General features: G+C 69.3%; 15 protein-coding genes. 3 read left to right on the top strand and 12 right to left on the bottom strand.

The genetic code is table 11. The annotated features are described in order from the left end of the window. The 7 genes from RWP81_RS08595 to RWP81_RS08625 all read right to left on the bottom strand — a co-directional run. The coding region (locus tag RWP81_RS08595) for a YifB family Mg chelatase-like AAA ATPase (protein WP_314454862.1) at positions 1–1,332 on the bottom strand (1,332 nt) is incomplete at its 3' end. Beyond that, on the bottom strand, positions 1,329–1,691 hold the full coding sequence (locus tag RWP81_RS08600; RefSeq protein WP_314454865.1) for a YraN family protein: 363 nt from the start codon (positions 1,689–1,691) through the stop codon (positions 1,329–1,331). The genes RWP81_RS08600 and RWP81_RS08595, both read right to left, overlap by 4 nt. A 92-nt stretch (positions 1,692–1,783) precedes the next feature. Then, positions 1,784–2,104: a DUF2469 family protein gene (locus tag RWP81_RS08605; RefSeq protein WP_055954133.1), complete on the bottom strand. Its 321-nt coding sequence runs from the start codon at positions 2,102–2,104 to the stop codon at positions 1,784–1,786. A gap of 169 nt (positions 2,105–2,273) precedes the next feature. Beyond that, entirely contained in the window at positions 2,274–2,927 is a 654-nt protein-coding gene (locus RWP81_RS08610; protein ID WP_183419905.1) for a ribonuclease HII, read from the bottom strand. Continuing rightward, entirely contained in the window at positions 2,924–3,673 is a 750-nt protein-coding gene (gene lepB / locus RWP81_RS08615) for a signal peptidase I (RefSeq protein ID WP_314454872.1), read from the bottom strand. Before lepB ends, RWP81_RS08610 begins: the two co-directional genes overlap by 4 nt. 144 nt (positions 3,674–3,817) lie before the next feature. Further along, a complete protein-coding gene (rplS, locus tag RWP81_RS08620; protein WP_314454875.1) occupies positions 3,818–4,165 on the bottom strand; it encodes a 50S ribosomal protein L19 in 348 nt (115 codons plus the stop codon). Between the two features lie 176 nt (positions 4,166–4,341). Beyond that, a complete protein-coding gene (locus RWP81_RS08625) occupies positions 4,342–4,833 on the bottom strand; it encodes an MFS transporter permease (RefSeq protein ID WP_314454878.1) in 492 nt (163 codons plus the stop codon). A gap of 115 nt (positions 4,834–4,948) precedes the next feature. Between RWP81_RS08625 and map the strand changes: the two genes are divergently transcribed. Further along, positions 4,949–5,731: a type I methionyl aminopeptidase gene (map, locus tag RWP81_RS08630; protein WP_314454880.1), complete on the top strand. Its 783-nt coding sequence runs from the start codon at positions 4,949–4,951 to the stop codon at positions 5,729–5,731. Positions 5,732–5,930: 199 nt separating this feature from the next. On the opposite strand, the gene trmD is transcribed toward map, so the two are convergent. From trmD to rpsP, 4 genes are read right to left on the bottom strand one after another with little or no spacing between them, the layout of a single operon-like run. Further along, positions 5,931–6,620 carry a tRNA (guanosine(37)-N1)-methyltransferase TrmD gene (gene trmD, locus RWP81_RS08635; protein ID WP_055954122.1) on the bottom strand — a complete coding sequence of 230 codons (690 nt, stop codon included), beginning with the start codon at positions 6,618–6,620 and terminating at the stop codon, positions 5,931–5,933. Between the two features lies 1 nt (position 6,621). Then, positions 6,622–7,284 carry a ribosome maturation factor RimM gene (gene rimM, locus RWP81_RS08640; RefSeq protein ID WP_314454885.1) on the bottom strand — a complete coding sequence of 221 codons (663 nt, stop codon included), beginning with the start codon at positions 7,282–7,284 and terminating at the stop codon, positions 6,622–6,624. Next, positions 7,284–7,514: an RNA-binding protein gene (locus tag RWP81_RS08645; protein WP_058231430.1), complete on the bottom strand. Its 231-nt coding sequence runs from the start codon at positions 7,512–7,514 to the stop codon at positions 7,284–7,286. The genes rimM and RWP81_RS08645 overlap by 1 nt, the downstream gene beginning before the upstream one ends. Before the next feature lie 5 nt (positions 7,515–7,519). Continuing rightward, a complete protein-coding gene (gene rpsP, locus RWP81_RS08650; protein WP_314454890.1) occupies positions 7,520–7,936 on the bottom strand; it encodes a 30S ribosomal protein S16 in 417 nt (138 codons plus the stop codon). 233 nt (positions 7,937–8,169) lie between these two features. Between rpsP and RWP81_RS08655 the strand changes: the two genes are divergently transcribed. Further along, positions 8,170–9,333 carry a glutamate--cysteine ligase gene (locus RWP81_RS08655; protein ID WP_314454893.1) on the top strand — a complete coding sequence of 388 codons (1,164 nt, stop codon included), beginning with the start codon at positions 8,170–8,172 and terminating at the stop codon, positions 9,331–9,333. A gap of 48 nt (positions 9,334–9,381) precedes the next feature. Further along, the gene (locus RWP81_RS08660) at positions 9,382–10,137 is read left to right on the top strand and encodes an SGNH/GDSL hydrolase family protein (protein WP_314454896.1); all 756 of its coding nucleotides are present in this window, start codon (positions 9,382–9,384) and stop codon (positions 10,135–10,137) included. A gap of 22 nt (positions 10,138–10,159) precedes the next feature. Here the strand turns inward: RWP81_RS08660 and ffh are convergent, their stop codons facing one another. After that, a complete protein-coding gene (gene ffh, locus RWP81_RS08665) occupies positions 10,160–11,704 on the bottom strand; it encodes a signal recognition particle protein (protein WP_314454899.1) in 1,545 nt (514 codons plus the stop codon). Between the last annotated feature and the right edge of the window lie 123 nt (positions 11,705–11,827).

An 11,827-nucleotide genomic window follows, 5' to 3' on the forward strand; every position in this document is an offset into this window, starting at 1 on the left:
CCTCAGCCACGTGCCGGGTACATCGGCGTTGCGGCGCCAGGCCGTCGACGACCACCGGTGCGCGGCGCGCGCCCTCGCCTCGGCGACCCGGCCCCGCGCGTCGGCGGAGCTGACGATGCGCGCATCGCCGTCTTGGCGGGCCGACGTCACACGTTGTAGTCGCAGGTCGATGTCGACGCGATCGAGGAGCGGACCCGACAGACGACGCGCGTACCGGCGGATCGCCTGCGGCGGACACTCGCACGCTCCCCCGGGAACGCCGTACTGGCCGCAGGGACACGGATTGGTCGCGATCACCAGTTGGAACCGCGCGGGGTACGTCGCCGCGACACCCGAGCGGTGCACCTGGATCGTGCCGCTCTCGAGCGGCTGCCGCAGAGCATCGAGCACGGAGGCGGGGAACTCGCCGCCCTCGTCGAGGAACAGCACGCCGTCGCTGGCGCGGGCTATCGCGCCCGGGCGGACGACACCGGATCCGCCGCCGATGAGCGCTGCTGCCGTCGCCCCGTGGTGCGGGCTCTCGAAGGGAGGGGTGCGGGAGAGCCGCGTCACGGTGTCGCCCGCGAGTGAACGGACCGAGGCGACCGACAGCGCCGCCTCGTCATCGAGGGGCGGGAGGATGCCGGGGAGCCGACGCGCGAGCATCGTCTTGCCCGCGCCCGGCGGCCCGCTCATGAGGATGTGGTGGCCACCCGCGGCCGCGACGATCAGGGCGTCGACAGCCTCGGGCTGTCCGACGACGTCGGCGAGGTCGAGCAGGTTCTCCTCGGAGGCAGCACCCGTCGGCGCCTCCACGGCGACGAGATCGGCCGCATCGCTGCTACCGCCGTGCCACCGCACGACCTCGGCCAGGCAGGAGGCCGCGAACACCTCCATGCCCTCGACGAGCCGGGCTTCGGCGGCGTTGGCGGTCGGGACGACGATACGGCCGTGCCCGGCTCGCTGCGCCGCCATGACCGAGGGGAGGACGCCGGGAACCGGACGCAGCCGTCCGTCGAGACCCAGCTCGCCGATGTGGACGGTCGTCGCGACGCGTGCGGCATCCAGCTCTACAGACGTCGCCAGAGCGGCCACGGCGATGGCCACGTCGAAGCCGGATCCGCGTTTCGGAAGGCTGGCCGGTGAGAGGTTCACCGTGATCCGCCGCTTGGGTAGATCGAGACCTCGATTGGTGCAGGCGTTGCGCACGCGCCGCCCCGCTTCGCCGAGCGCCTTGTCGGGCAAGCCGATGATGGAGAACTCGGGCGTCTGCGACGAGACATCGGCCTCCACCTCGACGAGGTCGCCGCGGAGCCCCGAGAGGGCCACCGCCCACGTTCGCGCGACGGTCACAGGGCGTCCTCGAGGTGCTCGAGGCGGGCCGTGGCCGGATCGCCGCCGGTCAGCCCGATCGCATCGACGCGGAGCCGCCGCCCCCGCGCGAGATCCGGATGCGCCGCGAGCCACGCCATCGCCAGTCGCCAGAGGCGCGTCGCCTTGCGTTTGTCGATCGCCTCGAACGGATGCCCGAAGTCTTCGCTGCGCCTGGTCTTCACCTCCACCACGACGAGAGTGTCGTCGCGCTCTGCGACGATGTCGATCTCGCCCTGGGTGCACCGCCAATTTCGCGCGATGATGCGGTAGCCGTCGCCTGTCAGGTAGGAGACGGCGCGGTCTTCCCCGGCTCGGCCGAGGTCGTCTTTCGCTGCCATGCCCGAGAGCGTGGCATCCGGATCCCCCGGTGCGCGGGCCGATTCAGCTCATCGGTGGAGAGCTGAGCGAGAAGCGGACCCGGGGAGGAGCCTCAGTCGAGCGACAGCTCGTCGGGCAGCTGGAAGTCGTGCCGCGAGAGCTCTTCGACGTTCACGTCTTTGAACGTGAGCACACGCACCGACTTCACGAAACGGTCGGCGCGGTAGATGTCCCAGACCCACACGTCGGTCATCGAGATCTCGAAGTAGAAATCGTGCTCGGTGTCGCGGCGCACGACGTTGACGTCGTTCGCGAGATAGAACCGACGCTCGGTCTCGATCACGTAGGTGAACTGGCGCACGACATCGCGGTACTCGCGGTACAGGGCCAGCTCGAGTTCGCGGTCGTAGTCCTCGAAGACGTCGTCATCCATGGTCTTTCCATCCTAGGCGCGCACCGTGGTCCGAGCGGCACGACGATGCACGCCCGGGCGCGTCCGCTCAGTGCCCGACCGGCAGAAGCCAGTGCAGGAGGACGCACGGTGGTCGAAAGACCCGTGACTCCCACAGCAGACGCGGTCGACGGACCTCTCGCTCACCCGGTCAGAACAGCGTCGGCGCCGCCGCGATCGCCCACGAGTGCCGGTGGTGCACGCTCATGCCGTGCGTCGTGATCGCGTCGCGGTGGTCGAGGCTGGCGTAGCCCTTGTTGCGCGCCCAGCCGTAGGCGGGCAGGTCGTCGTGCAACCCCGTCATCAACGCGTCGCGGGCGACTTTGGCGATGACGGATGCCGCGGCCGCACTCGCGCAGTCGCGATCGGCCTTGATGACCGGCTTCACGGTCAGGCCGGACTCCCCCGCCGGGGTGATGTAGTCGTGGTTGCCGTCGAGGATGACCAGCGCCTCTTCGGGCACCACCCCGTGCGCACGCAGGTCGGCGATGGCCCGGACAGCGGCGAGGCCGAGGGCCCGGATGATGCCGATCTCGTCGATCTCGACCGAGCTCGCCCACCCCACCGCACTGTGCTGCACGAAAGCGGCAGCCCGCGCCGCCACCTCGGGTCGGCGCGCCTCGGGCACGAGCTTCGAATCGCGAAGGCCCACCGGCACGCGTTTGCGCGAACGGGCGGGGTCGATGACGGCCGCCCCGACCGCCACGGGCCCGGCGAGGGCTCCGCGACCGACCTCGTCGCACGCGATGACGATCGCGTGCTGCTTGAGCACGCGACGCTCGAAGGTGAGGGTCGGTTCGATCACTGCTCGGGCGGTGCGGGAACGCCCGCGAACACATCGTGATGGAAGTCGATCAGGCCGAACCGCGTGAACGGCCAGGTGATGAGGAACGCCCGGCCCACGACGTTGTCGACGGGCACGAAGCCCTTGTTCGGCTGGTCCTGGTTGAAGCGCGAGTCGCGCGAACTGTTGCGGTTGTCGCCGAGCACCCAGAGCGATCCCTCGGGCACCGTGACGTCGTAGGGCACCGGCTCGGGCGACGTCGCACCCGGGGCGAGGCGCACGTAGCTCTCGTCGATGGGGACGCCGTTGACGGTCGTCTGGCCGAGGGCGTTGCAGCACACCACGTGGTCGCCCTCGGTGCCGATCACGCGTTTGATCAGATGGTCGTCGCTGTCGGGGGCCGAGAGGCCGAACAGCGAGAGCACCCAGTCCGCTCCCTCGACGACCGGAGACCGCTCCTCGGTGGGCTGGGAGGGAAGCCATCCGCCGGGATCGCGGAACACGACGATGTCTCCGCGGGAGTACTCCCCGAACCGCGGGGTCAACTCGTCGACGAGGATGCGGTCCTTCACCAGCAGCGTGTTCTCCATCGACGCCGACGGGATGTAGAACGACCGCACCACGAATGTCTTGACGAGGAACGACACCAGCAGCGCGATGGCGATGATGACGATCAGGTCGCGGAAGAAGGCCCCCCACCCGCGGCGACGCCGCTCGGGAGCGGCGGTTTCCGTGGCATCCGGGGTCGAGGCGGTCTGGTCGCTCATGTGTTCCTTCACCGGGTTCGTCGCACGCCGACCGAACCGCACAGACCAGGGTCGCACACCCGGATGCCGCGCGATGACCGTGTCGCCCGCGAAAACGCCGAACGCCCCGTGGGTGAATCCCACGGGGCGTTCGAGAGAGCCGACTCAGCGGTCGCGCTTCTCCTTGATCTTGGCCTTCTTGCCGCGGAGGCTGCGGAGGTAGTAGAGCTTCGCGCGACGCACGTCACCGCGGGTGACGACCTCGATGTGGTCGATCACGGGGCTGTGGACCGGGAAGGTGCGCTCGACGCCGACCTGGAAGCTGACCTTGCGGACGCAGAAGGTCTCGCGCACGCCGTCGCCCGAGCGGCCGATGACGACGCCCTGGAAGACCTGAATACGCGAGCGGCTGCCTTCGATGATGTTGACGTGCACCTTGACGGTGTCACCGGGGCCGAAGGTGGGGATGTCGGAGCGGAGCGAGGCCGCGTCGACGGAGTCGAGGATCTGCATGATCGTCACTTCCTGCGACCGCCACAGGTCGATCGCACGATAAAAGGGAAAAGGATGGGACGTGCCCGAGGCCGCGGATGCGACGTGACTCCCCTGAGGCAGAGCCGGTCAGGGCACAATCGACCATTCTGCCACGCTTGAGCCGCCCCGCCAAAACGGTCGACCCCTCTCGCGGGTCAGTCGGCGCGGCGGTTCTCGGGGACGACGATGACCTCGCCGGCCACGGGCGTCTGCGTGCGTTCCGACGTCGGCGGGATGTACGCCGTCCCGTCGGTCGTGTGCAGCACCGTCACCACGCCGCGCGCTTCGTTCCACAGCTGCGCGAGCGACGACCAGAACAGCAGCAGGGCGCCGACGATCGACAGCACGAGCAGCGGGAAGAACACCCGCGAGTCGAACAGGCCGAGCGCGATGATGACGAGGTGCCAGACGCCGAGTCCGGCGAGGTCGCGCCACGACACCGCTCGCGTCTCGCGGACGCTCGCGCGAGCGCGGATCACCAGCGACAGCAGCAGTTGGGAGACGAACACCGCCGGCACGGCCACGAACAACCACAGCAGCGCCCACCCACTGCCGCCCGAGAACACGATCCACCCGACGAAGAGCCAGAGCGGCAGGACGAAGGCGGCCGGGAACAACCAGTGGAGGAACAGTCGGCGCAGCACCATGAGGCGATGCTAGAGCGCGTCGATGTGCGGCGCCTTTGAGAATGCCATGGTGCGACGGCACCACGGCATCCGGCATCCATCGGGGACAATGGAGGTTCCACGAGAGGATTCACCCATGATCGAACTGCGTACGCCGGCTGAGATCGATGCGATGCGACCCGCGGGGCGCTTCGTCGCGGAGGTGCTGGCGACGCTCCGCGACGAGACCAAGGTGGGCACCAACCTGCTGCACCTCGACCGCCGCGCACACGACATGATCCGCAAGGCCGGCGCCGAGTCCTGCTACATCGACTACCACCCGTCGTTCGGCGCGAGCCCGTTCGGCAAGGTGCTGTGCACCTCGATCAACGACGCGGTCCTGCACGGCCTCCCCCACGACTACGCGCTGCGCGACGGCGACCTCGTCTCGCTCGACTTCGCGGCTTCGGTCGACGGCTGGGTCGCCGACTCCGCCGTCTCGTTCGTGGTCGGCACCGCCCGCGACGAAGACCTCGCGCTCATCGACACCACCCAGCGCGCTCTCGCCGCTGCCATCGACGCCGCGACCGTCGGACACAAGATCGGCGACATCTCCGCCGCCATCGCCGCCGTCGCCCACGCCGAGGGCCTCTCGATCAACACCGACTTCGGCGGACACGGCGTCGGGCGCACCATGCACGGCGACCCGCACGTCGCCAACGACGGCAAGGCGGGACGCGGCTACCCGCTTCGGGCGGGCCTGGTCGTCGCTCTCGAGCCGTGGTTCCTGCACACGACCGACGAACTGATCACCGACCCCGACGGCTGGACGCTGCGCAGCGCCGACGGATCTCGTGGCTCGCACTCCGAGCACACGGTCGCGATCACGCCCGAGGGGCCGATCGTGCTGACCGACCGCTCGTTCCTCGGCGTCGACTGACCTCAGTAACCGGATGCCGCGGCCTCGAGGTCGCGGCATCCGTCACGTCCGGCTCGCCCGGGGGGTCGAATGCTCGCAGAATCGACCTCTTCTCGCAGATTCCACACGGGGAACTGCGAGGAATCCGCCGCTCTGCGAGATCGACGCACGCTCGAACGTGCCGAAACCGGATGCCGCGGCCCCGGTGGTCGCGGGCGCGTCAGTCGGGCAGCAGGTCGGGCCGACGCTCGCGCGTGCGCACGAGCTGCTGCTCGCGTCGCCACGCAGCCACCGCACCGTGGTTTCCGCTCAAAAGCACGGGCGGCACCTCGCGCTCGCGCCAGAGGGCGGGCTTCGTGAACGAGGGGTACTCGAGAAGGCCGTCCTCGTGCGATTCTTCGACGAGGCTCTCGGGGTTTCCGACGACGCCGGGGATGAGGCGGCCGATCGCCTCGACCATCGCCATGACGGCGACCTCTCCCCCGTTGAGCACGTAGTCGCCCAGGCTGAGCAGACGCACGTCGCCGAGCTCGGCGGCGTAGTCGAACACACGCTCGTCGATGCCCTCGTACCGCCCGCAGCCGAAGACGAGGTGCGGCGCGACCGAGAGCTCGCGGGCGGTCGCCTGCGTGAAGCGCTCACCGGCGGGCGAAGGGAAGACGATGACCGGGCGCGCGACCGCGTCGCGCGTCACGGCGTCGAGTGCCTCACCCCAGGGTTCGGGCTTCATCACCATGCCGGCACCGCCGCCATAGGGCGTGTCGTCGACGGTGCGGTGGCGGTCGTGGGTGAACGCGCGGAGGTCGTGCACATGCACATCGAGCAGACCGCTCTGCCGAGCCTTGCCCAGGAGCGACACCTCGAGGGCGTCGAAGATCGTGGGGAAGATCGACACGACGTCGATGCGCACGTCAGTCCTCGCGGGTGTCGGAGTCCGCCTCGGACGCGGCCGATTCGGACTCAGCCGAATCGACGTCGGCCGGCTCGGGCTCGTCGTCGGCCTCGGCCGGCAGATCTTCGAAAAGTCCCGCGGGCGGGGTCACCACGACTCGGCCCCCGGCGATGTCGACCTCGGGCACGATGGCGCTCACGAAGGGCACGAGCACCTCGCGGTCTTCACCGGAGGGGCGGACGATCAGGAGGTCTTGCGCGGGGAAGTGATCGACCCGCGCGACCCGGCCGATGACGGCACCGTCGCGGACGACGTCGAGACCGACCAGCTGGTGGTCGTACCAGGCGTCTTCCTCGGTCGGGGCGGCCTCGGTGTCTTGGTCGATCCACAGGATCGCCTTCACCAGGGCCTCGGCCGACGTGCGGTCGTCGACGCCTTCGAAGAAGACGACCGGGTGGGAGTTCATCCAGCGGAACTCGCGGACCGTCAGCTCGCGGCCATGCCACGGCGAGGACTCGGGAACCTGCAGGGTGAAGGAACTGCCCGCGACGAAGCGTCCGTCGGGGTCGTCGGTGTACAACTCGAGCTTGAACGCGCCCTTGAGGCCGTGGGCCTTGACGAGTCGTCCGACGCGGAGCTGGGTGTTGGCGGGCTGCGCGCCCGCCACGTCGCCGGTCGCCATCAGTCGTCGGCGACGTCGACGCGCACGCGACGACCGTCGGCCAGAGCGGTGATGAGCGTGCGCAGCGCCTTGGCGGTGCGTCCGCCGCGCCCGATCACGCGACCCCGGTCATCGGGGTGCACGCGAACCTCCAGCACGTCTCCGCGAGGAGAAGTGCTGGAACGGATGGTCACGGCATCCGGGTGATCGACGATCCCCTTGACGACGTGTTCGAGCGCGGCAGACAGCACGAGGATTACTCGGCCGAGGTCTCGGCGGCGTCCTCAGCGGGCGCCTCGGCGGGGGCCTGGTCGGCCTTCTTCTCGGCCTTGGGCTTCACGACCGACTTCTTCGAGGCGTCGACCTCGAACGCGGGCTTGGGCTCGCGCACCTTGACGGTGGAGACGGCGTTCGCGTCGCCCTTGAACTTGCCCCAGTCGCCCGTGAGCTTGAGGATGGCGGCGACCTGCTCGGTGGGCTGCGCGCCCACCGACAGCCAGTACTGCGCCCGCTCCGAGTCGACCTCGATGAACGAGGGCTCCTCGGTCGGGTGGTACTTGCCGATCTCCTCGATGACACGACCATCGCGCTTGGTGCGCGAGTCGGCGACGACGATGCGGTAGTAGGGCGCGCGGATCTTTCCGAGGCGCTTGAGACGGATCTTGACAGCCACGATGACTCCTGATGATGAAAATGAACGAACCGAACGCCTGGAGCGTGGGGTGCACACCCGGCGGAAGCTCAAAAGGGGGGACCGCCACTGGATAGAGGGTCGAGTGGTGGGTCCGACCCTCTATTCTGCCAGATCCTTTCGCCTTGCCGTGACAGGTGAAGCGAAACGACACGGTACGTCGCGCAGAGTAGCGGAGCGTCTCCCTGCGAGGGCACCGTGTCAGACTGGGCCGCATGAGGCTGCCGTTCGCTGCATCGACGCGTTCGTCCGTGGGTCTGGAGTGGGAGCTCATGCTCGCCGATCGCGAGACGGGCGATCTCGTCCCCCGTGCTCCCGAGATCCTCGAGCATCTCGAGGACAAGACCGCGCTCGAACGCTTCACCGTCACCGGTGAACTGCTGACGAACACGGTCGAGGTCACCAGCGGCGTCGGGCACACGGTCGCCGAGGCGGTCGACGACATCGCGGATGCCATCGGCGCCCTGCGCGAGCAGACCGAACCGCGCGGAGTCGAGATCCTGTGCGCCGGCAGCCACCCGTTCGCGCAGTGGTTCGACCAGCAGGTCACCGACAAGACGCGCTACCACACGCTCATCGAGCGCACCCAGTGGTGGGGCCGGAACATGATGATCTGGGGCATCCACGTGCACATCGGCGTCGACGACGTCGAGAAGGTCATGCCGATCGTCAACGCCCTGAACGTGTACCTCCCCCACCTGCAGGCGCTGTCGGCCTCGAGCCCCTTCTGGGCCGGCGAACGCACCGGCTACGCGTCGAACCGTGCGCTCGTGTTCCAGCAGCTGCCCACCGCGGGTCTGCCCTGGCAGCTCGCCACCTGGGGCGAGTTCGAGGACTACCTCGACGACATGGTGCGCACAGGGGTGATGGCGGATGCCAGCGAGGTGCGCTGGGACATCCGTCCGGCGCCGAAGTGGGGCACGGTGGAGATCCGCGCGTGCGACGGCATGTCGACCCTGCCGGAGCTCGCGGCCGTCGCCGCTCTCGCACAGACACTCGTCGAGCATTTCTCCCGTCTCCTCGACGAGGGGCGCGAGCTGCCCGGCATCCCGCCCTGGTACGCCCGCGAGAACAAGTGGCGCGCCGCCCGTTACGGCCTCGATGCCCGGGTGATCGTGGACCGCGCGGGAACGCAGCGCCCGGTCGTGGAGCACCTGCGCGAGACGATGGAGGAACTCGCCGACATCGCGCTGGAGCTGAAGTGCGCGAGGGAGTTCGCGAGCCTCGAGACCATCCTCGCCACCGGCGGGAGCTCCGCGCGTCAGATCGCGGTGGCCGAAGCCGCCGACGGCGACCTGCGGGAGGTCGTGCAGCACCTGATCCGCGAGTTCCGCGGCGGCCCGACGCTGCGCGAGCACCTGGCCGCCCTGCGTGTCTGAGTCGTCCTTCGACGCTGGCTCATAGGCGACCGCTCGTAGGATCGCGGCATGATCTCGGGACGCAGCGCTCCGGCTGTCACGCTGACCGCCGTCGCAGCCGCGGTCGTGGCCCTGCTCGCGGGGTGCGCGGCCGAGCCCGTCACCGCCGCCAGCGCGACCCCGCAGTTCTCGCCGGCGCAACTCGCGGCATCCCCTTCTGCCGCACCGGCCTCCCCCTCCCCCGCACCGTCGACGAGCGCGACTCCCTCTGAGCGAGTGGTCACTCTCGGCGACTCGGTCATGTCGGGCTTCGGGCTCTCAGCGCGGGAAGCGTGGCCGCGGCTGCTCGCCGAGCGCACCCACCTCTCGCTCGTCAACCTCGCGTGCCCCGGTATGGGCTTCGTGGTGGAGGGCGATTGCGGAACGCCGTACGCCGGGCTCGTGCCCGCGGTGGCCGCCCTGCGGCCCGACCTGGTGATCGTGCAGTCGTCCAGCAACGATTTCTGGCAGGACCCCGACGAGATCCGCTTCGAGACCGCCGACACCGTCGAGCGCGTGCACGAGGCCGCGCCCGATGCCCTCATCGTCGCCCTCAGCACCATCTGGAACGACGATCCCGAGGTCCCCGACGACACCGCGGTCACCTCCGACGCACTACGCGACGCCGTCGAGGCGGTCGGCGGCACGTACATCGACATCGGTCAGCCGCTCGTCGGACACCCCGAGTGGTTGCAGAGCGACGACGTGCACCCGACCGCCGGCGGGCAGCGGGCGATCGAAGCGGCGGTGTCGTCCGCCCTGCAGGGCGCCGCGGTGCTGCCCTGAGATCGGATGCCGCGGAGTCCGGTCAGCCCTTGCCGAGCATCTTCTGCAGTTCGGCGAGATCGGCCTCGCTCGGAACCGCCTGACCGCCCAGGCCGAAGCCGGAACCCGTCGCGGGTGCTGCCGCAGCGATACCGGCGTTCTCGGCGGCGCGCTTGGCGGGATTGCCGGAGCGCGAGCCCTTCGCCTTCTGCTGCTTGCCGCGCTTGGACGACGCGCCGGGCTTGCCGCCGACCGGACCCATGCCGGGGATGTTGGGCACACCGCCGCGGGCGACGGTCTTCATCATCTTCGAGGCCTGATCGAAGCGCTGCACGAGCTGGTTGACGTCGGTGACGGTCATGCCCGAACCGCGCGCGATGCGCAGGCGCCGCGAGCCGTTGAGGATCTTGGGGTTGCGCCGCTCCACGAGGGTCATGGAGCGGATGATCGCCTCCGTACGATCGATCTCGCGCTCGTCGAAGTCTTCGAGCTGCTGCTTCATGTTGCCCATGCCCGGGAGCATCCCGAGCATCTTCTTCATGGAGCCCATCTTCTTCATCTGCTGCATCTGCTGCAGGAAGTCTTCGAGCGTGAACGTCTCGGTCGCCAGTTTCTCGGCGACCGCCATCGCCTCGGCCTCGTCGAACGCCGACTGCGCCTGCTCGATCAGGGTGAGGATGTCACCGAGGTCGAGGATGCGGGATGCCATGCGGTCGGGGTAGAACGGCTCGATGTCGTCGAGACCCTCACCGGTCGAGGCGAAGATGATCGGGCGGCCGGTGACCGAGGCGACCGAGAGGGCCGCGCCACCGCGGGCGTCACCGTCGAGCTTGGACAGCACGACGCCGGTGAAATCGACACCGTCCTGGAAGGCCTTGGCCGTGTTCACCGCGTCTTGACCGATCATCGCGTCGATGACGAACAGCACCTCGTCGGGCTGCGTCGCCTTGCGGATGTCGGAGGCCTGCTTCATCAGCTCGGCGTCGACGCCGAGGCGGCCGGCGGTGTCGATGATGACGATGTCGTGCTGCTGGCGAGTGGCGTGGGCCACGCCGTCGCGCGCGACCTTGACCGGGTCGCCGACGCCGTTGCCGGGATCGGGGGCGTAGATCGCCGCTCCCGCGCGCTCGGCGACGACCTGCAGCTGGTTGACGGCGTTGGGGCGCTGCAGGTCGCAGGCGACCAGCAGCGGGGTGTGCCCGTCTTTCTCGAGCATCTTCGCAAGCTTTCCCGCGAAGGTCGTCTTTCCGGAGCCCTGGAGGCCCGCGAGCATGATGACCGTGGGCGGGTTCTTGGCGAACTGCAGGCGTCGCTGCTGTCCGCCCAGGATGCCGATGAGCTCGTCGTTGACGATCTGCACGACCTGCTGCGCCGGGTTCAGCGCGCGGTTGACCTCGTCACCGAGGGCGCGCTCCCGGATGGCGGCGGTGAACTCCTTGACGACGGGCAGCGCGACGTCGGCGTCGAGGAGGGCCCGGCGGATCTCGCGCACCGTCCCGTCGACGTCGGCGGGAGTGAGCTGGCCCTTCTTCCGGAGGTTGCGGAAGGTCTCTGTGAGCCGGTCGGAGAGGGTGCCGAAAGTCGCCATGATGTGACGAGTTTACGCGGGCTCCGCCGCGACCGCTGCCGTCCTTCCGGCCGCGTCGCGCGGCACAACCTCAGCGATCCGCACGACCTCAGCCCGACGGCCCCGGATGCCGCTCACCTCACG

Origin of the sequence: uncultured Microbacterium sp. (assembly GCF_963521695.1) — a bacterium.
In the GTDB taxonomy this organism is placed as follows: domain Bacteria; phylum Actinomycetota; class Actinomycetes; order Actinomycetales; family Microbacteriaceae; genus Microbacterium.

Coding starts and splice junctions, on each gene's coding strand:
- RWP81_RS08600 (WP_314454865.1), bottom strand. CDS start 1,691: ATGGCAGCGAAAGACGACCTCGGCCGAGCCGGGGAAGACCGCGCCGTC.
- RWP81_RS08605 (WP_055954133.1), bottom strand. CDS start 2,104: ATGGATGACGACGTCTTCGAGGACTACGACCGCGAACTCGAGCTGGCC.
- lepB (WP_314454872.1), bottom strand. CDS start 3,673: ATGAGCGACCAGACCGCCTCGACCCCGGATGCCACGGAAACCGCCGCT.
- rplS (WP_314454875.1), bottom strand. CDS start 4,165: ATGCAGATCCTCGACTCCGTCGACGCGGCCTCGCTCCGCTCCGACATC.
- RWP81_RS08625 (WP_314454878.1), bottom strand. CDS start 4,833: ATGGTGCTGCGCCGACTGTTCCTCCACTGGTTGTTCCCGGCCGCCTTC.
- map (WP_314454880.1), top strand. CDS start 4,949: ATGATCGAACTGCGTACGCCGGCTGAGATCGATGCGATGCGACCCGCG.
- rimM (WP_314454885.1), bottom strand. CDS start 7,284: ATGGCGACCGGCGACGTGGCGGGCGCGCAGCCCGCCAACACCCAGCTC.
- RWP81_RS08655 (WP_314454893.1), top strand. CDS start 8,170: ATGAGGCTGCCGTTCGCTGCATCGACGCGTTCGTCCGTGGGTCTGGAG.
- RWP81_RS08660 (WP_314454896.1), top strand. CDS start 9,382: ATGATCTCGGGACGCAGCGCTCCGGCTGTCACGCTGACCGCCGTCGCA.
- ffh (WP_314454899.1), bottom strand. CDS start 11,704: ATGGCGACTTTCGGCACCCTCTCCGACCGGCTCACAGAGACCTTCCGC.